General features: G+C 63.7%; 19 protein-coding genes. 11 read left to right on the forward strand and 8 right to left on the reverse strand.

Features of this window, described 5'->3' with window-relative positions; genetic code table 11:
* Window positions 1-233 precede the first annotated feature (233 nt).
* Window positions 234-1,769, forward strand: a complete 1,536-nt coding sequence (locus tag CEW83_RS09090) for a 2-isopropylmalate synthase (RefSeq protein ID WP_108949052.1) — start codon at window positions 234-236, stop codon at window positions 1,767-1,769.
* A 24-nt stretch (window positions 1,770-1,793) separates the two neighbouring features.
* On the opposite strand, the gene CEW83_RS09095 is transcribed toward CEW83_RS09090, so the two are convergent.
* Together CEW83_RS09095 and wrbA are read right to left on the reverse strand one after the other, a co-directional pair.
* Window positions 1,794-2,147 carry a DUF2069 domain-containing protein gene (locus CEW83_RS09095; protein WP_108949053.1) on the reverse strand — a complete coding sequence of 118 codons (354 nt, stop codon included), beginning with the start codon at window positions 2,145-2,147 and terminating at the stop codon, window positions 1,794-1,796.
* A complete protein-coding gene (gene wrbA, locus CEW83_RS09100; RefSeq protein WP_108949054.1) occupies window positions 2,144-2,743 on the reverse strand; it encodes an NAD(P)H:quinone oxidoreductase in 600 nt (199 codons plus the stop codon). Before wrbA ends, CEW83_RS09095 begins: the two co-directional genes overlap by 4 nt.
* Before the next feature lie 70 nt (window positions 2,744-2,813).
* On the opposite strand from wrbA, the gene CEW83_RS09105 reads away from it, so the two are divergent.
* The gene (locus CEW83_RS09105) at window positions 2,814-4,028 is read left to right on the forward strand and encodes a YihY family inner membrane protein (protein ID WP_108949055.1); all 1,215 of its coding nucleotides are present in this window, start codon (window positions 2,814-2,816) and stop codon (window positions 4,026-4,028) included.
* A gap of 25 nt (window positions 4,029-4,053) precedes the next feature.
* On the opposite strand, the gene CEW83_RS09110 is transcribed toward CEW83_RS09105, so the two are convergent.
* Entirely contained in the window at window positions 4,054-5,577 is a 1,524-nt protein-coding gene (locus tag CEW83_RS09110; RefSeq protein WP_108949056.1) for a hypothetical protein, read from the reverse strand.
* A 197-nt stretch (window positions 5,578-5,774) separates the two neighbouring features.
* Between CEW83_RS09110 and rpsP the strand changes: the two genes are divergently transcribed.
* The 4 genes from rpsP to rplS all read left to right on the forward strand — a co-directional run bounded on the left by rpsP (window position 5,775) and on the right by rplS (window position 7,822).
* The gene (gene rpsP / locus CEW83_RS09115; RefSeq protein ID WP_108949057.1) at window positions 5,775-6,023 is read left to right on the forward strand and encodes a 30S ribosomal protein S16; all 249 of its coding nucleotides are present in this window, start codon (window positions 5,775-5,777) and stop codon (window positions 6,021-6,023) included.
* A gap of 19 nt (window positions 6,024-6,042) precedes the next feature.
* The gene (gene rimM, locus CEW83_RS09120) at window positions 6,043-6,549 is read left to right on the forward strand and encodes a ribosome maturation factor RimM (protein WP_108949058.1); all 507 of its coding nucleotides are present in this window, start codon (window positions 6,043-6,045) and stop codon (window positions 6,547-6,549) included.
* A 53-nt stretch (window positions 6,550-6,602) separates the two neighbouring features.
* Window positions 6,603-7,343, forward strand: a complete 741-nt coding sequence (trmD, locus tag CEW83_RS09125) for a tRNA (guanosine(37)-N1)-methyltransferase TrmD (RefSeq protein WP_234419074.1) — start codon at window positions 6,603-6,605, stop codon at window positions 7,341-7,343.
* Between the two features lie 86 nt (window positions 7,344-7,429).
* On the forward strand, window positions 7,430-7,822 hold the full coding sequence (gene rplS / locus CEW83_RS09130; RefSeq protein WP_108949059.1) for a 50S ribosomal protein L19: 393 nt from the start codon (window positions 7,430-7,432) through the stop codon (window positions 7,820-7,822).
* Window positions 7,823-7,986: 164 nt separating this feature from the next.
* Here the strand turns inward: rplS and lptG are convergent, their stop codons facing one another.
* Window positions 7,987-9,063 (reverse strand): LPS export ABC transporter permease LptG, encoded by a 1,077-nt coding sequence (gene lptG / locus CEW83_RS09135; RefSeq protein WP_108949060.1) that lies wholly within the window; start codon window positions 9,061-9,063, stop codon window positions 7,987-7,989.
* Complete coding sequence (gene lptF / locus CEW83_RS09140) at window positions 9,060-10,139, reverse strand: LPS export ABC transporter permease LptF (protein WP_108949061.1); 1,080 nt, start codon at window positions 10,137-10,139, stop codon at window positions 9,060-9,062. Before lptF ends, lptG begins: the two co-directional genes overlap by 4 nt.
* Before the next feature lie 123 nt (window positions 10,140-10,262).
* On the opposite strand from lptF, the gene CEW83_RS09145 reads away from it, so the two are divergent.
* The 3 genes from CEW83_RS09145 to CEW83_RS09155 are packed head-to-tail and all read left to right on the forward strand — an operon-like array spanning window position 10,263 to window position 12,714.
* Window positions 10,263-11,765 carry a leucyl aminopeptidase gene (locus tag CEW83_RS09145; RefSeq protein WP_108949062.1) on the forward strand — a complete coding sequence of 501 codons (1,503 nt, stop codon included), beginning with the start codon at window positions 10,263-10,265 and terminating at the stop codon, window positions 11,763-11,765.
* Window positions 11,766-11,770: 5 nt separating this feature from the next.
* Window positions 11,771-12,208 (forward strand): DNA polymerase III subunit chi, encoded by a 438-nt coding sequence (locus CEW83_RS09150; protein WP_108949063.1) that lies wholly within the window; start codon window positions 11,771-11,773, stop codon window positions 12,206-12,208.
* Window positions 12,205-12,714 carry a hypothetical protein gene (locus tag CEW83_RS09155; RefSeq protein WP_108949064.1) on the forward strand — a complete coding sequence of 170 codons (510 nt, stop codon included), beginning with the start codon at window positions 12,205-12,207 and terminating at the stop codon, window positions 12,712-12,714. Before CEW83_RS09150 ends, CEW83_RS09155 begins: the two co-directional genes overlap by 4 nt.
* A 131-nt stretch (window positions 12,715-12,845) precedes the next feature.
* Here the strand turns inward: CEW83_RS09155 and CEW83_RS09160 are convergent, their stop codons facing one another.
* The 3 genes from CEW83_RS09160 to dctP all read right to left on the reverse strand — a co-directional run bounded on the left by CEW83_RS09160 (window position 12,846) and on the right by dctP (window position 16,298).
* Window positions 12,846-14,378: a TRAP transporter large permease gene (locus CEW83_RS09160; protein WP_108949065.1), complete on the reverse strand. Its 1,533-nt coding sequence runs from the start codon at window positions 14,376-14,378 to the stop codon at window positions 12,846-12,848.
* 1 nt (window position 14,379) lies between these two features.
* Window positions 14,380-15,021 carry a TRAP transporter small permease subunit gene (locus CEW83_RS09165; protein ID WP_108949066.1) on the reverse strand — a complete coding sequence of 214 codons (642 nt, stop codon included), beginning with the start codon at window positions 15,019-15,021 and terminating at the stop codon, window positions 14,380-14,382.
* A 182-nt stretch (window positions 15,022-15,203) separates the two neighbouring features.
* Window positions 15,204-16,298: a TRAP transporter substrate-binding protein DctP gene (gene dctP / locus CEW83_RS09170; RefSeq protein WP_108949067.1), complete on the reverse strand. Its 1,095-nt coding sequence runs from the start codon at window positions 16,296-16,298 to the stop codon at window positions 15,204-15,206.
* Between the two features lie 317 nt (window positions 16,299-16,615).
* Here dctP and CEW83_RS09175 point away from each other — a divergent pair, with 317 nt between their 5' ends.
* The gene (locus CEW83_RS09175) at window positions 16,616-17,548 is read left to right on the forward strand and encodes a LysR family transcriptional regulator (RefSeq protein WP_108949068.1); all 933 of its coding nucleotides are present in this window, start codon (window positions 16,616-16,618) and stop codon (window positions 17,546-17,548) included.
* 98 nt (window positions 17,549-17,646) lie between these two features.
* A complete protein-coding gene (locus CEW83_RS09180) occupies window positions 17,647-20,643 on the forward strand; it encodes a valine--tRNA ligase (RefSeq protein WP_108949069.1) in 2,997 nt (998 codons plus the stop codon).
* Window positions 20,644-20,735 lie beyond the last annotated feature (92 nt).

The raw sequence follows: 20,735 nt of genomic DNA on the forward strand, positions 1-20,735 counted from the left end.
TGCGACTTGCCATGACGCAAATCGCTGCCTTATAGTGCGGCACATGAAACCCGAACGCGACCTCCTCTCCCTGTCGCTTCGCCTCCTGCCGGCGGGTGTGCTGCTGCACGCCCGACTGCTGCGCCCCGCGCGCTGAATACATTCCCCCCTCCCTTCGTGCCACACCCCACTGCCCGCGCACCCATGCAGGCAGTCGAGCCGTATACGCAATCAGACCTTAGCCGGAGCCGACCATGAAAGACGCCTTGATCATTTTCGATACCACCTTGCGCGATGGCGAACAAAGCCCGGGCGCGTCGATGACCCGCGACGAAAAGCTGCGCATTGCCCGGCAACTCGAGCGCATGCGGGTTGACGTGATCGAGGCCGGCTTTGCTGCGGCCTCGAACGGTGACTTCGAAGCCGTGCGTACCATTGCCGAGGCGATCAAGGAATCCACCGTGTGCTCGCTGGCACGCGCCAACGAGAACGATATCCGCCGCTCGGGCGAAGCCATCCGCCCCGCCGCCCGCGGCCGCATCCATACCTTCATCGCCACCAGTCCGATCCACATGGAGAAGAAGCTGCGCATGACGCCGGACCAGGTGGTGGAGCAGGCGGTGAAGGCGATCGGCTGGGCGCGCGAATATACCGACGACGTCGAATTCTCTGCCGAAGACGCAGGCCGTTCGGACATCGACTTCCTGGTGCGGATCTTCGACGCGGTGATCAAGGCCGGCGCAAAGACCATCAACGTGCCCGACACCGTCGGCTACAACGTCCCCGAGCAATACGCCGCCACCATCCGCACGCTGATCGAGCGCGTGCCGAACTCGGACAAGGTGATCTGGTCGGTGCACTGCCACAACGACCTCGGCCTTGCGGTATCCAACTCACTGGCTGCAGTGATGGCCGGTGCGCGTCAGGTGGAATGCACCATCAACGGCCTCGGCGAGCGTGCAGGCAACGCCTCGCTCGAAGAAATCGTCATGGCCGTGCGTACCCGGGCCGACGTGTTTCCGGTCGAGTCCCGCATCGACACCACCCAGATCGTGCCCGCGTCGCGCCTGGTGTCGCAGATCACCGGCTACCCGGTGCAGCCGAACAAGGCCATCGTCGGCGCAAACGCCTTCGCGCACGAATCCGGCATTCACCAGGACGGCGTGCTCAAGCACCGCGAAACCTATGAGATCATGCGCGCCGAAGATGTGGGCTGGGGCGCAAACAAGCTCGTGCTCGGCAAGCACTCGGGGCGCAACGCCTTCCGCGCCCGCCTGCTGGAACTCGGTATCGAGATTGGCTCCGAAGAGCAGCTCAACCTCGCCTTTGCCCGCTTCAAGGAACTGGCGGACAAGAAGCATGAGATCTTCGACCAGGATCTGCACGCACTCGCCAGCGACGAGGCGATCACCCCCGAGTTCGAGCACTACCGCCTGGTATCCACCCGCTTCCACTCCGAGACGGGCGAGACGCCGCTGGCCGAGATCACCCTGACCGCAGGCGGCCGTGAAACCCACAGCAAGTCGAGCGGCTCAGGCCCGGTCGACGCCGCCTTCAAGGCGATCGAATCGGTGGCAGCCAGCGGCACCGAACTGCTGCTGTACTCGGTGAACGCCATCACCACCGGCACCGATGCCCAGGGCGAAGTGACCGTGCGTCTCGCGCGCGACGGGCGCATCGTCAATGGACAGGGCTCAGACACCGACATCATCGTCGCCTCGGCGAAAGCCTATCTGAACGCGCTCAACAAACTGCACGCCGGCAGCGAGAAGCTCAATCCGCAGGTATGAGCCAGGCCCGCGCCAGTTGCAGGCTCAGTCCTGCGGCTGGCGCGACGGCGCCGTGTTGCGTGCGTAGAACATGGTGCTGAGAAACAGCACGATGGACAGCGCCACCTCGATATAGGCCAGCGTGCCGCTGAGCCCGGCATCGTTGGTACGCAGCACGCCCTCGGTGAGGTAGAGCAGCACCAGCATCGACATCCACTGGTAGGTATAACGCTTGCCACGCAGGATGCCGAATACGGCAAGCATCAGCGGCAGGACCTTGAGCATCATCCACGAACCGCCCGGACGCAGGGGCGCGAGCCACACCTCCCACAGCACGCACAGTACGATCAGCGACAGCAGCGCCACGCTCGATATCAACGACAGCAGACGTGGGCTCATCGCGCACCTCCCAGCTTCAATGCAATCTCCGCAAGGCGACGCCCCTGAGCCTGCGCCAGCACGATTTCCTCCTCACTCAGCTGCGACAACCCGTCCGCACCGGCGACGTGGGTGACACCGTAGGGCGTCCCTCCGCTGCGCGTCGCGTTGAGCGCGGGCTCAGTGTAAGGCAGCCCCACCAGCACCATGCCGTGATGCATCAGCGGCAGCATCATGGACAGCAGCGTGGATTCCTGGCCGCCGTGCTGGCTCGCGCTCGATGAGAACACGCAGGCGGGCTTGCCGGCGAGCGTGCCATTGACCCATGCGCCCGCAAGGCCATCCACGAAATACTTTACCGGCGCCGCCATGTTGCCGAAGCGGGTCGGACTGCCGAGCGCCAGCCCGATGCACTCTTCGAGATCGCACGCCTCGACATAGGGCGGGCCGTCGGCGGGAATGTCCGCCTCCACCGCCTCACACACGGCCGACACCTTGGGCACCGTGCGCACACGCGCTGCAACGCCGGGAACCTGATGGATACCACGGACGATCTGCTCGGCCAGCGCGCGAACCGAGCCGCGGTGGCTGTAATACAGCACGAGGATTTCCTGCATGACGAACCGAAGTGGATAGAATGCGCGGATTATACCTGCCCTCCCTGCCGGCCCCGTCCGCTCAATCCACATGTCGCTGCAGTCACTCCGCGATTTCGCCGAGCTCTTCTCGGCGCGCTTCAATGCGACCCGCTGCCCGCAGGTTGCAAGCAGCCTGGCCTTCACCACCCTGCTTGCCCTGGTGCCGCTGATCACGGTCACGCTTTCGGTGTTCAGCAACCTGCCGGGCATGGATCAGCTGGGCATCTCGCTCAAGATCTTCCTGCTCGAGAACCTGCTGCCAGACCGTGCAGGCAAGATCATCACCACCTACGCGATCCAGTTTTCGCAGAAGGCCGCCCGCATGACGCTGATCGGCACCGGCCTGCTCGCGGTGACGGCGCTGATGCTGCTGGCCACGATCGAGCGCGTGTTCAACCACATCTGGGGCGTGCGCAAACCGCGCCCGATGCTGCTGCGAATCACCGTCTACTGGTTCATGCTCACCCTCGGCCCAGCCATTCTGGGCGGCAGCGTCTTCGCCACCGGTTACCTGGTCAGCTCTTCAATGGAGTGGTCCGCCCATCTGCCCTGGATCAGCGAGCTCGCGGCACGCACGCTGCCACCGCTGCTGCTGGGGGCCCTGTTCAGCTTTCTCTACTACGCGGTACCCAATCACCCGATCCGCCCGCTGCACGCAATTACCGGAGGGGTTTCGGCTGCGGTCGTATTCTTCCTGATGCAGCGGGCCTTCGGCATGTTCCTCGCCCAGTTCCCCACCTACACGCTGATCTACGGGGCGTTTGCCGTGCTGCCGATCTTTCTGGTGTGGCTCTACCTGTCGTGGATCGTGATCCTGCTTGGCGCCCTGGTGACGGCCACCCTGCCCGCCTTTCTGGAGCGACGCCTGCACTCCCCCTGCTTTCCCGGCAGCGAGGCCTGGGCTGCGGTCAGCGTGCTGCTCGAACTCGCCCGCGCCCAGCAGGACGGCCGGACGACACCGTTTACCCAGCTCCGCGCACACACCGGACTCTCCGAACCCGAGGCCGAGACCTTGCTCGGAAAACTTGGCGAAACCGGATGGACGACACGCGCCGAAAGTGGCGAATGGGTGCTGACCCAGGCGCCAGAGCGCATTCCGCTTAGCGAGGTCATCCGCCGCTTTGCCCTCGACGATCTCGCCTGGCAGGCTGCGTCGGAAGGCAGCGTCTCGGCCCTTGCACAGCGCCTCGGGCGCAGCATGCGGATGGAAGGCGAAACCATTGCCAGCCTGCTCCAGTCACCGCAGACCGGTGCGCCGGACTGAGTGGCGCACAAGGCCAGCGCGCCACTCAGATCGGATAGGGGTCGATTTCATAGCGGAAGAGCTCGATGCTGGCCGTCTGCATATCCAGCCCGAGCACCCGCCCCTGCGCGACATAAAGGTGCTCGCCGTCGTTGACCAGCGCAAAACGTCGCGACACATAGGTCCCGGCCGGCGCCACCAGTGCCTGGTGCTGCCTGACGGCCGCCAGGGGGGGCAGCATCAGCGCCGGCGTCATCTTGCGCACATCGCTGCCACGGAAGCCCACCTGAACCGCACTGAAGCCCTGGGAGATCACCTGCAGGCCGAGCTCGACCTGATCCGGGTTGTCGCTGCGAATCCAGCGCACCACGCAGACTGACCAGCCCAGCGTGGATTCGCGACGCAGTGCCAGCAGCATGCCCGCCGACAGCGCGGAATCGACGCCACCCACGCACAGGATGGCATACCCCCCGGGGCTCTCGTTGAACACCATCCACTCCGCCACCTCGGTGCCGGTGCCACGACCGATATCCCAGATCGCCTTCAGACCGGCACAGACCTGCACCGAGTACTGATGCTTGCGCCGAGGCTGCGCCCGCTGCGGCGGTGTGGCCCAGCGGTCGCGCAGACGACGCAGCAGCGAAAGCACCTCGACCGGCGTCAGCCCCTCGGGGAGACCGGACGTTTCCGGATCGAGCAGTTCACCGTCGCGCTCGAGCCCGACGACCTCGGCCTCGAGAACCCGCTCCTCCAGCCACGCAACCTGCTGACTGATGCGGCGGCAGATCCCCTGCGGACTGAAGTAGATGATGTCGCGCCCACCCTGCGGTTTGTGCCGCACGATCGGTATCGGCGGATTGTCCTGCGCCAGGTCGATCCAGTAGGACGTGGTTTCCGGCTGCAGCGGCTCGGTCGACAGGTCTGCGTCGCACGCTGCCGTATCGAGATAATCGAAGAGCCATTGCAATTCACGCGCAGTGAGGCTTTCGGGCTGGCTCACGGAAATGGTCATCACACGCCGGTACTGCACGCACAGTGCAGCCATCCCCGCGTCAGCACCTGCGCCACCCGCCAGCTGTTCGCGCATGCCGGCTGCAAGCCACAACACATGTGCATGCTGCCACAAGCCGAACGGCACCACCGCGCCAGCCATGTTGCCAACAATGCAGGCCTCGCCGATGAGTTCGAGCGCCTGCGCACTCAGATCGACCAGCTCCTGCCTGCGCGCCCACAACCAGCGCCGCTGCAGTTCCGCCGCCAGACCCCGGTAGTGATCGGAGATGGCGAGCAGGCTGTCGATCAGCGCCATTGCGGTGCGGTGGATCTCCCGGCTCAGCGGCAGGCTCGCAGTGAGCAGGCGTGGCCGGAAACGTCCACAGATGTCCTTTGCGCGTACCCGCAGCAGCCCGAGCAATTCCTCGCGCTGCGCCACCGTGAGCGCGCTGTCGCCCGCCGCGGGTTCGTGGTGCCGCAGGGCAGCGAGGTCCGCAACCGGGTCGTCATCTGGCTCGCCGTTCAGCCAGGTCAGCGCGGCTTCGTGGGTTGCGGAGAGTTGATCGGGCTCTGACATCGACTGTCGCTATGGATTAAGTGGCTTACCATTCTATTCAACTTTGGAACGGCGCACCGCCCTGTAACTCAGGGCGAGCACATTGCCGTCGCACATGAGTCCGGCAAACCCTGAAAAATACACAAGCACCTTGCCGAAAAACCCTATGTGCCCTACAATCGTGCGCTTTTCGTCTCTACCGATCTCAGGATACTCAGATGGTCGTCATTCGCCTTGCCCGTGGTGGCGCCAAAAAGCGCCCGTTCTACAACATCGTTGCTGCCGATTCGCGTAACCGTCGTGACGGCCGCTTTATCGAGCGCGTCGGTTTCTACAATCCGGTTGCTTCCGGCGCCGAAAACGCGCTGGTCATCAATACCGAGCGCCTGGCCTACTGGGAGCAAAACGGCGCCCAGCTTTCCCCGACGGTTGCCCGTCTGGTGAAGCAGTCCGCCAAGGCTGCCTGATTTTCAGGACGCTTCAAGCATGATCGTACTGGGGCGCATTGTCGCCCCTTTCGGCGTTCAGGGCTGGCTCAAGATCCACCCTTTCGGTGATGATCCGCTCACGTGGCGGAACATGCCGAACTGGTGGGTTTCGAACGATCCCGACGCCCCTGCAGAAACATGGTCGCAGCGCGAATTGCGCGGCTGCCGTGCCCATGGCAAGGGCCTGGTTGCGACGCTCGAAGGCGTACCCGACCGCAACGCCGCAGAAGCCATCGAAGGCTGGTACATCGGCGCGCCCCGCGAGGCCCTGCCGAAGCCTGCTGCCGATGAATACTACTGGGGCGACCTGGTCGGACTGGAAGTGAGCAATGAAGCCGGCGAGGCCCTGGGCACCGTCAGCGGACTGATCTCTACCGGTGCCCACGACGTGCTGCAGATTCAGGACGGAGACAACGAACGGCTCGTGCCCTTTGTTGCCGCCTATGTCCTCGATGTAGACCTGGCAGGCCGGAAAATCCGGGTTGCCTGGGAAAAAGATTGGTGATTCAGGCATACGGCGATCCGCGCCGCTATGACGTGATCACCCTGTTCCCGGAAATGTTCGCAGCCCTCACCGGCAGCGGCATTACCCGTCGGGCGCTGGACCGCGATCTTTACCGGATCGCCTTTCACAGCCCGCGCGATTTCGCCACCGACGCGCATCGCACGGTGGACGACAGGCCTTATGGCGGCGGCCCGGGAATGGTCATGATGCCCTCTCCTCTGGAGCAGAGCATCGCACAGGCCCGGCAGCAGCAGCGGGACGCGGTGGGCAGTGCCGGACCGGTGATCTATCTGTCACCGCAAGGCCGCACGCTGCAGCACGAACGAGTGATGGAACTCGCACAGGCGCCAGGACTGATCCTGCTGTGCGGGCGATACGAAGGTGTCGATCAGCGTGTGATCGACCGTTGCGTGGATGAAGAAGTCTCGCTTGGCGACTTTGTCCTTTCGGGCGGCGAACTGCCCGCGATGGTGCTGCTCGATGCCATCGTGCGACAACTGCCTGGCGCACTGAACGATGCCGATTCGGCGGTGGAGGACTCCTTCGCCGATGGCTTGCTGGACTGTCCGCACTATACGCGGCCGGAAGTATATGAGAATGAACGGGTGCCGGACGTACTGCTGTCCGGCAACCATGCCTTGATCCGCCGCTGGCGCTTGAAGCAGTCGCTCGGACGCACCTGGTTGCGCCGCCCGGAACTGCTCGCCGACAGAGCGATGACCAAGGAAGAATTGCGCCTGCTTGAGGAATTCAAGCGGGAGCAAACTGAGGCGAAAGACGGCGCTGCCGGCTGACGCTTCGATGACAAACCGCATGCATCAGGTGGCGACCTGCTCTGCATGCCAGGCCAAAGGCCATTAGACGAGATGGAGTCAAACACATGAACCTGATTCAGCAACTCGAACAGGAAGAAGTCGCCCGCCTTTCCGAAGGCAAGACGTTCCCCTCATTTGCCCCGGGTGACACCGTGGTTGTGCAGGTGAAGGTCAAGGAAGGCACGCGCGAGCGCCTTCAGGCTTATGAAGGCGTCGTGATCGCAAAGCGTAACCGCGGTCTCAACTCTGCCTTCATCGTCCGCAAGATCTCCTCCGGCGAGGGTGTCGAGCGTACGTTCCAGACCTACTCCCCGCTGGTCGCCTCGATCGAGGTGAAGCGCCGCGGTGACGTACGTCGCGCCAAGCTGTACTACCTGCGCCAGCGCTCGGGCAAGTCGGCACGGATCAAGGAAAAGCTGGACTACAAGTCGGCGGCAGCAAAGAAGCAGCAAGGCTGATTGCCAGTCTCGGAATCGCACAGAAAACGGACCCTCGGGTCCGTTTTTTTATGTCTGCGCTGCGTACCCGGCACGCGTGAGCGGCCCCGCAAAGGACCGCACCGCCACCGCCTGCCAGCTCGCCACGGCCCGGCGCGACGGTCCCGAGCGACGGGCCTGAGACCTCAGCGGCGCTCGACCATGTAGAGCATCACGGCCGCAGCGAGCAGGAACAGCATGCTCGGGGTCAATGCCGCCATCGCGGGCGACCAGGCGTTGATCACGCCAAGATTGGAGAACAGCCCGTTCAGCAGGTGGAAGCCGACGCCAAGCATGACGCCAAGGAAGACCTTGACGCTGACCCCGCCCATGCGATCGTGGGTGAAGGCGAAAGGCAGCGCCAGTGCAATCATCACCAGCGCGGCAAACGGATAGATGAGCTTCTTCCACAGCGCAATCTCGTAGCGCTCGGCGCTTTGCTGGTTGTCGCGCAGATGTCGAATGAAGGCCCACAGATTGCCGACCGACATCCGTTCCGGAACCACCATCAGCACGCTGAGCACTTCTGGCGTCAGCTCCGAGTGCCAGATGAACTCGGGCAGGGTTTCGACGTCGGTGCGGTCGGCACGGAAGTTGGTCTGCACCACACCGGTCAGGCGCCAGAATCCGTCCTGGGTGTACTCGCCCCGCTCGGCCTCGCTGATCGAAGCCAGCGCGGTGTTGTCATCGAAGGTATAGACACGCACCTTCTCCATCGTGCGATCGGGCTGCAGCGTGCGCACATTGACCACAAGACGCCCGTCCTTGACCCACAGGCCTGAGCGCAGCTGCTGCGACACCGTCGAGTTAGTCGCGGTCAGCCGCCACTGCTGGGCAGCGCTCTCGGCGGGCGGGGCAATGTACTCACCGAAGACGAAGGTCAGCACCACGAACACGCTTCCGATCAGCCCCAGCACCCGCAGCATCCGCCACGTCGACAGACCCGACGCGCGCATCACGGTAATCTCGGAATGGCGGGCGAGCGTGGTCAGCGCGTAAAGCGAGCCGATCAGCACCGCCACCGGGAGCAGCTCATACACCCGCCCCGGCAGGATCATCGCCACGTAGATCATGGCGTGATGCAGCATGTAGCCGTCCTTGCCGACGCTATCGAGCTCGTTTACGAAATCGAAAAAGGCGAACAGGCCGAGAAAGGCAACCAGCACCATCGCCGTGGCGCCATAGATCTCGCGCGCAAGGTATCGGGTCAGAATCCTGCTCATGAGCGCGACCGCCAGAAAGGAGTCACCACCAGCCGGCGGTAGAACATGAATGCCACCAGCGCCAGGACGGCAAGGTGCGGCAACAGCAAGGCGAGCTCGAAACGCAGACGCCCCTGCGACACCCAGGCCTGGCAGACGGTGATCGCATTGCTGTAGATCAGATAGGTAAACAGGGCCAGCAGCAGGTTGTTGGTACGACCGGCACGCGGGTTGACGAAGGACAGGGGAATCGCGAGCAGCGCCAGCAACAGGGCTGCGAGCGGAATGCCGATGCGGCCCGCCAGTTCGGCCAGATTGCGGTCATCCGGGTTCTGCAGCAGCTGCAAGGTGGGGCGGGTCCGGGTCTTGGCCGGCGCAGCTGCCATCTGCCTGGATTCGATCTGCACCTGATAGCGCTCGAAAGTCATGACCCGGTACTCGGGCGTACCCGGCGTGCCATCGTAGCGCCGGCCCTTCTCGAGAATCACGTAGCGGTTGCCGTCGTCATCGTTGTGCATGAAGCCTTCTGCAGCGGCAATGACCGTCAGCTTGCCCTTGTTCTCTTCGCTGACGAAGACGTTGCGCACCCGCCCGTCCTCGCCGGCACCCACCTCGACGAAAAACACCCGGCGGGCGCCTGACGACTCGCGAAACACGCCCGGGGCCACACGGGTCGTATCGTCGCGACTGTCGAGACGCTCGCGGTACTCGGCGTTCTTGAGCTGCGCCCACGGGCCGAGGAAGAGCGTCACCCCGGCAATGACCAGCACCAGCGGCACCGCAAAGCGCAGCACGGGCGAGATCCAGGCCGTCAGCGGCACGCCGGATGCAAACCACACCACCATTTCGGAATCACGATAGCCGCGCGACAGCGAGAGCAGCACCGCAATGAAGAGCGTGAGCGTGAGCACAACCGGAAGCTCGCTCAGGGCGCCGAAGCCGATCAGTGCCGCCACGGCGTCCGCGGGCACGCTGCCACCCGCGGCCTGACCGAGAAGCCGGATCAGCACGGTGGTGATGAGAATCGCGAACAGGGCGACAAATACAGCCGCTGCGGCGTAGGAAAATTCCCGCTGAAGGGCGCGGCGGAAGATCATCGCACCAAGTCTGGACCAGTAAGCGTTTTTGGGGAGGGTGTTCAGCTGCTTTTGACGGGCTTGTCGGGAACGGGCCATAATCGGCAACAGACCCAAGGACGCGTCGTACACAGGAGTAAGCTCGTGGAATTTACCATAAAGACCGTCAGCCCGGAGAAAGTCCGGACCGGCGTGCTCGTTGTCGGCGTGTTCGCCGGCGGCACCCTGACCGCCTCTGCGCAGACCCTCGACAAGGCCAGCAAAGGCAAGCTGTCACAACTGATCAAGCGCGGCGACCTCGAGGACAAGGCCGGCGCCTCCATGACACTTCACGACCTGCCGGGCACGACCGCCGACCGCGTACTCCTGGTGAGTCTGGGCAAGAAAGAGGACTTCAGCGACAAAGCCTATCGCGATGCCCTCGCCAGCGTCGCCAAGGCACTGTCGGCCAGCCCCGCCAAGGACGCCGCAATCACCCTCGCCGACACGGCACCGGGCGCGCGTTCGCAGGCATGGTGCCTGCAGCAGGCCAGCCGCATCATCGCCGACGGTGCCTACCGTTTCGACGCACCCAAGGCGGGCGGCAAGGACAGTAAGAAAGAGCGCGGTGCGCGCAAGATCACCCTCACCATCGACTGCAAGGTCAATGCTGAGCTCGAAACCGCCGTGCGCCGCGGGCAGGCCGTGGCAGAAGGCATGGCGCTGGCCAAGGACCTCGGCAACCTGCCGGGCAACGTGTGCACCCCCGCCTATCTCGCGGACACCGCCAAGGCGCTCGGCAAGCAGTTCAAGCTCGACGTCGATGTGCTCGACCGTGCCGACATGGAAAAGCTCGGCATGGGCTCGCTGCTCTCGGTCGCAAAGGGCTCCGAGCTGCCACCCAAGCTCATCGTCATGCACTACAAGGGCGGCAAGGCCAAGGCCAAACCCGTCGTGCTGGTCGGCAAGGGCGTCACCTTCGACTCCGGCGGCATCTCGCTCAAGCCCGGTGCCGAGATGGACGAAATGAAATACGACATGTGCGGCGCAGCCAGCGTGATCGGCAGCATCAAGGCCATTGCACGCATGGCCCTGCCGATCAACGTCACCGTAATCGTGCCAGCCACCGAGAACATGCCCAGCGGCACCGCGACCCGCCCGGGCGATGTGGTCACGTCGATGTCGGGCCAGACCATCGAGATCCTGAACACGGACGCCGAAGGCCGGCTCATCCTGTGCGACGCCCTCACCTACGCCGAGCGCTTCAAGCCGGACTGCGTCATCGACGTCGCCACGCTGACCGGTGCCTGCGTTGTCGCGCTGGGCAAGATCCCCTCCGGACTGCTCGCCAACGACGACGACCTTGCCGCCGAACTGATCAAGTGCAGCAACGACTCCGGCGACCGCGCGTGGCAGATGCCGTTGTGGGAGGAATACCAGGATCTGCTCAAGAGCAACTTTGCAGACATGGGAAACATTGGCGGACGTTACGGCGGCACCATCACTGCGGCCTGCTTCCTGTCGCGCTTCACCAAGGCCTACAAGTGGGCACACCTGGACATTGCCGGAACAGCCTGGGTGTCGGGTGACGCGAAGGGTGCAACCGGACGGCCAGTGCCCTTGCTGACCGAGTTCCTGATGAGGCGTGCCGAGGGCACGGCGGACTGAACGCGGTGACGCGGGTACAGTTTTATCACAACACGCCGGACCGGCTCGCGCTCACCTGCGAGCTGGCCGCAAATGCACATGCGGGTGGCAGGCAGGTCGCCATCCGCGTGGCCGATTTCGCCCACGCACGCCGCCTCGACCAGCATCTGTGGACGGCTGTACCGCTCTCGTTCATTCCACATGTGCTGCTTGAATCCCCGCTCGCAGCGGAGACGCCGATCGTGATCGGCACTGCTGACAGCACCCGCCCCTGGCCCCATGGCGACCTGCTGTTCAACCTTGCCGACGACATTCCGCCGGGTTTCGAGCAGTTCCGCACCGTGGTCGAAATCGTCGGCCAGAGCGAGGCGGACAAACTGCCCGCACGAACACGCTGGCAGCAGTACAAGGCCAGCCAGGTCCCACTCAAAGCCTTCGACGCCGAAAGCAGGTCAGCCCTATGAACGCGTGGTCACCCCGGGACGAGAACTCCGACGCCGAACTGGAGCTGGCCGACAGCCTGATCGGCAAAGCCGATGCGCTGCTGCGCCGTCACCACGCCACCAACGCCCCGCCCGCAGCCATGCCGGCCGAGACCCCCGATGACGGCGACGAACTGCCCATCCTTACCGATGTCGTCCTCGACTTTGACGAAAACATCCCGCTGCTCAGTGAAGTGGCGCAACTGCAGCAGAACACCCCGTCGCCCGCACCCGCAGCGGCCGCGAATCAGGCGGGCCTGAGCATCCAGGACCGTGCCGTGCTCGTCGAACATCTGGTTGAAATCGACACCCTGATCGCGCACGAAGTGGAAACCTGGCTGAGCAACGAGCTCCCGCAACTGCTGTCCCGTGAACTCGACAAGCTCAACGAGCGACTGCGAATCGAGACTCTCGCCCACCTGCGCGCAACCCTGCTCCCGACCCTTTCGGCGCATATCGCGAGCCGTCTGGACGACATCGAGCGCTAGACCGCCCGAGCACCGGCAGCCTCCGCCGGCACAGGATGACCGCCACGATGCACAAAGGGCCCGACGATCATCCGCCGGGCCCTTTGATCGTTTACGCCGCGCCGGTCTGCACCGGCCACGCCCTGCCGCGCTCAGGAACCATAGAGCAGCCCGGGCAGCCAGGTCGCCAGCGCCGGGAACACCACCACCAGCACCAGCGCCAGCACCTGGATGGCCAGGAACACCAGCGACGACTTGAAGATCGTTGCCATGCTGATCGTGGCCGGCGCAACCCCGCGGATGTAGAACAGCGCATAGCCGAATGGCGGACTGAGAAAACTCATCTGCATGTTGACCAGATACAGCACCCCGAACCACACCAGCACCTGGTCCGGCGTCGGTCCGGGCATGCCGAACAGCCCGTCGAAGGCCAGACTCTTCACGATCGGCACGAAGATGGGCACAGCCAGCAGCAGGATGCCGACCCAGTCGAGGAACATGCCGAGGATGACCAGCAGGAACATCATCAGGAAGAGGATGCCGTAGGGCGAGAGTCCGGTACCGAGCAGGCTGTCGGTAATGAAGGACTGTCCGCCCTTGAGGATGTAGAGCCCGACAAAGATCGACGCGCCGAAGATGATCCACAACACCATCACGGTCGCCTTGGCCGTTGCCAGACTCGCACCGAACAGGCCGTCGAGCGTGAGACGGCCGTGAATCAGCGCCACGATCATGGCACCGAAAGAACCGAGGCCGGCAGCCTCCACCGGCGTGGCGACACCGGTAAACAGCAGCCCCAGCACGATGATGACCAGCAGAATGGGCGCAATCAGGCCGCGCAGCAGGATGAGCTTGGCCCCCAGGCTGAGACGCTCCTCTACCGGAACGGCCGGACCGACCGCCGGATTGAGCAAGGAACGGATCAGCACGTAGGCGACATACAGTCCCGCCAGCATCAGGCCCGGCACCACGCTGCCCGCATACAGCTCGCCAACCGACTGCTGCGCCACCACCGCGTAAAGAATGGCGAGAATGGACGGCGGGATGAGCACCCCGAGTGCGCCGCCCGCCATGATCGAGCCCAGCGCGATCTGCTCGTCATAGTGACGCTTGAGCATTGCCGGCAGCGCAATGATGCCCATGGTGACGATCGCCGCCCCCACCACGCCGACCATCGCGGCAAGAATGGTGGATGCGAGGATGGTGGCCACTGCAAGCCCGCCGCGCAGGCCACCCATCCACTGATAGACGGCGTCGAACATCTCCTCGATCAGGCCCGCGCGTTCGAGCATCGTCGCCATGAAGATGAAGAGTGGAATCGCCGCCAGATCGGGGTTGGTCATCATCGGAAAGATGCGGCTCGGCACCATGTTCAGCATCGCCGAGTCACCGACCAGGTACAGAAACACCACGCCGAGACCGCCGGCAACGAAGGCCAGCGGCAGTCCGGCCATCAGCAGCACGAAGAGCGAGCCGAACATGATCCAGGTGAGCGCACTCATTTCCACGTTGGCCAGCACGCCCTGCATGCGGAACAGGAAGTAGTCGTCCCCCCAGGGATCGTAGAACGCGATGTTTACCGCTTCGATCGCCATGATTGCGGCGAGCAGCAAGGCCCCGCCATAGACAGCAAAGCGAAAACCGGTGTGGTTGGCAGCGGAGCCGTTCGAATTGGTGGTCTGCATGTCAGTGGTGCTCCCGGCAGGCCGTTTCAAATCTGCGGATGTCCTTGATCAGGTGCGAGATCCCTGCCAGCAGGATCAGGATGGCCCCAAGCAGCAGCGCGGCCTTGACCGGCCAGTACTGCACCTGCCAGGTTTCCAGCGAACGCTCCCCCTGGTTGTAGCTGTCGGAAAAGAAGCGCCATCCGGTGGAGATCATCACCAGCACGAAGGCAAAGAAGAACACCGAGGTCACCACATCGACCGCGCCTCGCGCCCGCCTCGACAGCTTGGTGTAGATCACATCCACCCGCACGTGCGAGCCATGCAGCAGGCCGTAGGCGCCGGCGAGCGCGTACTGCATGCCGAACAGCAGATAACTGGACTCATGCACCCAGATCGTGGGCTGATTGAAGGCGTAGCGCATGAGCACCTCGTAGGTGTAGGCGAGCACCGCGTTCACGCTCCACAGCGCGACGAAGGTCCCGCTGCGGTCGCTCAGCCAGTCGACCACTCTTTCAAAGGTGGTCGCAGTCGCCTCATGCTTGACCGCGGGCAGCACCCCCTGCCGTTGCGCAAGCACGATCAGGATCAGCGGCATCACTGCCAGCCAGCCCCAGTAGGCCCAATGGGGCATGACAAAGCCAAAGCCCTGCAGGTCACTCATCGCGTACTCCGGGAAATAAGCCGGACCACCCCCGTCCGCAGACAGGTTCGATCCGGAAAAAGATCAGTTGCCGGCAGCGCCGTGCCCCGTCGCCGCGGGCACGCTGCGGTTGTGCGCCCGGATCGCGCCATGACGCGATCCGGGCGCACAACCACGTTCAAGACCGGCGCCGCTGGCCAGACTCAGAGGCTCTGACCCTTGAGGTCGTCTGCGGTCACGTAGCCAAGGATCTCGTTCTTCATGTAGTCGAGCTGCAGCTTGAACACACGCGTCGCATCCGGATCCTTCTTCGCCCACTTGTACCAGATCGGGATCGCCGCCTTGCGGAAGCGCTCGATGTCGGTCGGCCCCATGCGCGAAACCTCGGAGCCGGCCGCGATGAACTTGTCCATCGCAACCATGTTGGCCTTCTGGATTTCAACGTAGTGGTGAAGGGAGTAGCTCTTGACCTGATCCTCGACGAATTCCTGCATCTTCTTGCTCAGGCGTTTCCAGGCCCCCATGTTCACCGTGAGATCCATGATGTCCACCGGCTGATACACGCTCATCGTTCCCGGCGGTCCGAACAGGATGTACTTGGTCACCTGATGGAAGCCGAGGTCGTAGTTGACCGCCGGACCGACGTAGTCGGCAGCATCGATCGTGCCCTTCTCAAGCGCGGGAAAGATGTCCGAGCCCGGCAAGGCCACCGTGGAGCAGCCAAAGGTCTGGAACACCTCGGCAACCATGCCGCCGGGCAGACGGATCTTCTTGCCCTTCAGATCGTCGACCGAGCGGATCGGCACCTTGGAGTGAATGATGTTGGCGTCGTGGTGGATCGGGCCGACGAAGAAGAGCCCCTGCTTGGCGTAGATCTCGCGCGCCAGTTCGAGCATGCCGAGGCCGTAATACATCGTGTCCCACTGTGCCGGCTGATCCGGCCCCATCGGGTACGAGGACAGGAACACCGACGCGGGGATCTTCCCCGCCCAGTACAGCGTGAACGGGTTCATCCCCTGCAGCACGCCACTGCGCACCGAATCGAACAGGGAATTGTTGTCGGCCGCGACCGCCTTTGCCGGAAAGGGCTGGATGCTCAATTCACCGCCGGACTTTTCCTTGAAGTTGTTGCACCAGGTCTCGAAGAGCTTGTAGCCAGTGGTCCCGGCATCCCAGGTCGACTGCACTTTCCACGTCGTTCCCGACTGCGCCTGTGCATTGCCGATAAACGGCGCCGTCACCAGCGCAGTCGATGCAGCCACCTTCAGAGCCTCTCGGCGTGTGAATGTCTTGCTCATCTTGTCTCCTCCGTCGTTGTTTGGCCAGGCAGGCACCCTCGACTTATTTATTCCCGCAGCGCAGCAATTTCACTTTGCGCGGACTCGCTACAGCACCTCACCCGGTACATCAGAATCAAGCGTGGCTGCAGCGAGCTGCACTTCCGAATTCGCCACAACCCTTTGATACAAGGGATAACCCCTAAGGCCACACCAGCACCCCAGACGCCGGCGCCACTGCATATTGCGCTGAATTCAAGCCCTGAAAAACACAACATAAGGAATATCAATTATTCTTCGCTGGAATCAGTGAAGGCCTTCGCCACGGGAGTATGCCGATGGACAGATTCACCAGCATGCAGCTCTTCATCCGCCTTGTGGATAGCGGCAGCTTCTCGCGCACGGCGCGCGACATGAACCTGACGCAGCCGACGGTCACCAAGCACATCGCTGCAATCGAGGCCAGACTCGGCGTGCGCCTGCTCAACCGCAACACACGCGGCATGCGGCTTACCGAGGCAGGCACGCTGTTCTATGAACGCTGCAAGATCATTCAGCGGGAAGTCGAGACCGCCGACGACATGGTGACCCGCCTCGGTGAGCGGGTGCACGGCCGCCTGCGCATCGCAAGCTCCTCGGGTTTCGGGCGCAGGGTCGTGATGCCGCTGGCGCTCGAATTCATGGCCGGCAATCCGGGCGTACAACTCGATCTGCAGTTCGACGACCACATGATCGACCTCGTCGAGCACGGCATCGACGTGTCTGTCCGCATGGGCAAGCTCGCCGACTCCACGCTCGGCAGCCGCTGTCTAGGCCTCAACCCCTGGGTCACCGTGGCGAGCCCGGCCTATCTCGCCCGCTGCGGCGAACCCACCCATCCATCGACGCTCACGGCACATCACTGCATCGTCTACAGCAGCGTACAGGGCGACCACCTGTGGCATTTCGCCGACAGCAAGGGCAACCCGGTCCCGGTGGCGGTGAGCGGCCCGGTGCGCTCAAACAACATCTCCTGCGTCGCCTCGGCCGCAATCGACGGCATCGGCATCGCCCTGCTGCCGCTCTACATCGCGCGCCGGTGGATCGTGCGCGGCACGCTGACCTCCATCCTCAAGGGCTTTCCCCTGCCCTCGCAGGAGATCCATGCCGTCTATCCGTCGCCACGGCTCGTTCCCGCCAAGGTCAGCGCATGGATCGCCTTTCTGCAGACGCAGTTCGAGGACGATGCGTGGATCAGGCGCGAATGGGGAAATCTCGACTCCCTGCGCTGAGCGATCAGTCCTTGCGCTGTTTCCGACGAATGCCACCGGGAGTGTTGGTGGCGCATCCGTTATAATTACGCCTTTGCCTTCAAGCGCGCTAAAACAACATGGAACTGGCCAAAAGCTTCGAACCGGAGAACATCGAGCGTCGCTGGTACCCCGAGTGGGAATCCCGCGGCTACTTTGATGCCGGCCTCGACAAGTCGAACCCCAACGCCTTCTGCATCCTGCTGCCGCCGCCGAACGTCACCGGCACGCTGCACATGGGACATGGCTTCAACCAGACGATCATGGATGCGCTCACCCGCTACCACCGCATGCGTGGTCACAACACGCTGTGGCAGCCGGGCACCGATCACGCCGGCATCGCCACGCAGATCGTGGTAGAGCGCCAGCTCGACGCGCAGGGCATCTCGCGTCACGAACTCGGGCGCGAGAAGTTTCTGGAGAAGGTGTGGGAGTGGAAGGAGTACTCCGGCGGCACCATCACCCGCCAGATGCGCCGCCTCGGCACCAGCCCGGACTGGAAGCGCGAGCGCTTCACCATGGACGAAGGCCTGTCGAAGACCGTCACCGAAACCTTTGTCCGGCTCTATAACGAGGGCCTGATCTATCGCGGCAAGCGTCTGGTCAACTGGGATCCGAAGCTGGGTACGGCGGTATCCGACCTCGAAGTCGTTTCCGAAGAGGAAGACGGCAAGCTGTATCACATCATGTATCCGTTCTCGGACGGTGCGATCGACGGCCTGCAGGGCCTCACCGTCGCCACCACCCGGCCCGAGACGCTGCTCGGCGACGTCGCGGTCATGGTGCACCCGGAAGACGAACGCTACGCCCACCTGATCGGCAAGACCGTGCGCCTGCCGCTCACCGGCCGCGACATCCCGATCATCGCCGACGACTACGTCGACCGCGAATTCGGCACCGGCTGCGTCAAGGTCACGCCCGCGCACGACTTCAACGACTACGCAGTCGGTCAGCGTCACAAGCTCGACATGATCGTGGTGCTCAAGCTCGACGGCAGCATGCCCGCCGTGGCCGAGCGCTATGACACCAACGGCCAGGCACTGGAAGGCGTGGCCATGCCCGCCGGCATCGTCGGCATGGACCGCGTCCCCGCGCGCCAGCAGGTGGTCAACGAGCTCGAAGCCCTCGGCCTGATGCTCGAGATCAAGGCGCACAAGATGCAGGTGCCGCGTGGCGACCGCACCAACGTCGTGATCGAGCCGATGCTCACCGACCAGTGGTTCGTTGCCATGAGCAAGCCGGGCGCCGACGGCAAGTCGATCACGCAGAAGGCGCTCGACGTGGTTTCGTCGGGCGAGATCAAGTTCTATCCGGAAAACTGGATCAACACCTACAACCAGTGGCTCAACAACATCCAGGACTGGTGCATCTCGCGTCAGCTGTGGTGGGGCCACCGCATTCCCGCCTGGTATGACGAGGAAGGCAAGATCTACGTCGCCACCGACGAAGAGGCCGCGATCCACGCGTGGAAGGCCGATCTCGAAGCCGAGATCAACCGCCTCAAGGCTGAAGTCCAGTCCCGCCAGGCCGCAGGCGAGACCACCGAGCAGCACCCGGAACTCGCGCAGCGCCTGTCCGTGCTTCACGCCCGTTACGAAGAAGGCAAGCTGCGCCGTGAAGACGATGTGCTCGACACCTGGTATTCGTCTGCGCTGTGGCCGTTCTCCACGCTCGACTGGACCGCCGAGTGGCCGCAGCAGAGCAACGATGCACTCGACCTCTACCTGCCCTCCACCGTGCTCGTTACCGGCTTCGACATCATCTTCTTCTGGGTCGCCCGGATGGTGATGATGACGACTCACATCACCGGCAAGATCCCGTTCAAGCACGTCTACGTGCATGGCCTGATCCGTGACGCGGAAGGCCAGAAGATGTCGAAGTCGAAAGGCAACGTGCTCGACCCGATCGACCTCATCGACGGCATCGCCATCGATGAACTGGTGAAGAAGCGCACCTTCGGCCTGATGAACCCGAAGCAGGCGCAGAGCATCGAGAAGAAGACGCGCAAGGAATTCCCCGAAGGCATCCAGGCCTTCGGCACCGACGCCCTGCGCTTCACCTTCGCCAGCCTGGCCAGCCCGGGGCGTGACATCAAGTTCGACCTCGCGCGCTGCGAGGGCTATCGCAACTTCTGCAACAAGCTGTGGAACGCTACCCGCTTCGTGCTGATGAACTGCGAAGACCAGGACTGCGGCATGAACGAGCACACGCCCGATCAATGCGCGCCCGGCGCTTATCTCGACTTCTCCTTTGCCGACCGCTGGATCGTTTCCCGTCTGCAGCGCACCGAAGCGGACGTTGCCACCCAGTTCGAGTCCTACCGCTTCGACCTCGTCGCCCGCACGGTGTACGAATTCGTGTGGGACGAGTACTGCGACTGGTACCTGGAGCTGGCCAAGGTCCAGATCCAGACCGGCACCCCGGAGCAGCAGCGCGCCACCCGGCGCACCCTGCTGCGCGTGCTCGAGACCGTGCTGCGCCTCGCCCACCCGCTGATCCCCTTCATCACCGAAGAGCTGTGGGAAACCGTTGCGCCGCTCGCCGGACGCAAGGATGCCGACAGCGTGATGCTGGCACGCTACCCGCAGGCCGATCTGAGTCGCGTCGACGAAACTGCAGAAGCGAAGGTCACCGAGCTGAAGGCCATGATCTACGCCTGTCGTAACCTGCGCGGCGAGATGAACATCTCCCCCGCCCAGCGTCTGCCGCTGGTCGCGGCGGGCAGCGCCGACAAGCTCAAGGCCTATGCGCCCTATCTTGCGGGCCTGGCCAAACTGTCGGATGTCGAGATCGTCGCCGAAATCAGCGCCGAAGAGCTGGCACCGGTGGCCGTGGCTGGCGAAACCCGCCTGATGCTGCGCGTGGAGATCGACATCGCCGCAGAGCGCGAGCGTCTGGGCAAGGAGATCGCCCGCATCGAAGGCGAGATCGTGAAAGCCGAAGGCAAGCTGGGCAACGCCAGCTTCGTCGATCGTGCCCCCGCTGCCGTCGTGCAGCAGGAACGCGATCGCCTCGCCGGCTTCAAGGTCACGCTGGAGCAGTTGCGCCCGCAACTGGCAAAGCTGGCCGGGCATTGATGCAATCGCCCGGGGCCGAGGTGGCCCCGGGATGAAGCTCAAGCAAAAGGGCCGCTCATCGCGGCCCTTTTGCTTGGGTAACACTCAGTGCA

The sequence above is a fragment of the Parazoarcus communis genome (assembly GCF_003111645.1).
Taxonomy (GTDB): domain Bacteria; phylum Pseudomonadota; class Gammaproteobacteria; order Burkholderiales; family Rhodocyclaceae; genus Parazoarcus; species Parazoarcus communis_A.

Coding starts and splice junctions, on each gene's coding strand:
- CEW83_RS09090 (WP_108949052.1), top strand. CDS start 234: ATGAAAGACGCCTTGATCATTTTCGATACCACCTTGCGCGATGGCGAA.
- CEW83_RS09095 (WP_108949053.1), bottom strand. CDS start 2,147: ATGAGCCCACGTCTGCTGTCGTTGATATCGAGCGTGGCGCTGCTGTCG.
- wrbA (WP_108949054.1), bottom strand. CDS start 2,743: ATGCAGGAAATCCTCGTGCTGTATTACAGCCACCGCGGCTCGGTTCGC.
- CEW83_RS09105 (WP_108949055.1), top strand. CDS start 2,814: ATGTCGCTGCAGTCACTCCGCGATTTCGCCGAGCTCTTCTCGGCGCGC.
- CEW83_RS09110 (WP_108949056.1), bottom strand. CDS start 5,577: ATGTCAGAGCCCGATCAACTCTCCGCAACCCACGAAGCCGCGCTGACC.
- rpsP (WP_108949057.1), top strand. CDS start 5,775: ATGGTCGTCATTCGCCTTGCCCGTGGTGGCGCCAAAAAGCGCCCGTTC.
- rimM (WP_108949058.1), top strand. CDS start 6,043: ATGATCGTACTGGGGCGCATTGTCGCCCCTTTCGGCGTTCAGGGCTGG.
- trmD (WP_234419074.1), top strand. CDS start 6,603: ATGTTCGCAGCCCTCACCGGCAGCGGCATTACCCGTCGGGCGCTGGAC.
- rplS (WP_108949059.1), top strand. CDS start 7,430: ATGAACCTGATTCAGCAACTCGAACAGGAAGAAGTCGCCCGCCTTTCC.
- lptG (WP_108949060.1), bottom strand. CDS start 9,063: ATGAGCAGGATTCTGACCCGATACCTTGCGCGCGAGATCTATGGCGCC.
- lptF (WP_108949061.1), bottom strand. CDS start 10,139: ATGATCTTCCGCCGCGCCCTTCAGCGGGAATTTTCCTACGCCGCAGCG.
- CEW83_RS09155 (WP_108949064.1), top strand. CDS start 12,205: ATGAACGCGTGGTCACCCCGGGACGAGAACTCCGACGCCGAACTGGAG.
- CEW83_RS09160 (WP_108949065.1), bottom strand. CDS start 14,378: ATGCAGACCACCAATTCGAACGGCTCCGCTGCCAACCACACCGGTTTT.
- CEW83_RS09165 (WP_108949066.1), bottom strand. CDS start 15,021: ATGAGTGACCTGCAGGGCTTTGGCTTTGTCATGCCCCATTGGGCCTAC.
- dctP (WP_108949067.1), bottom strand. CDS start 16,298: ATGAGCAAGACATTCACACGCCGAGAGGCTCTGAAGGTGGCTGCATCG.
- CEW83_RS09175 (WP_108949068.1), top strand. CDS start 16,616: ATGGACAGATTCACCAGCATGCAGCTCTTCATCCGCCTTGTGGATAGC.
- CEW83_RS09180 (WP_108949069.1), top strand. CDS start 17,647: ATGGAACTGGCCAAAAGCTTCGAACCGGAGAACATCGAGCGTCGCTGG.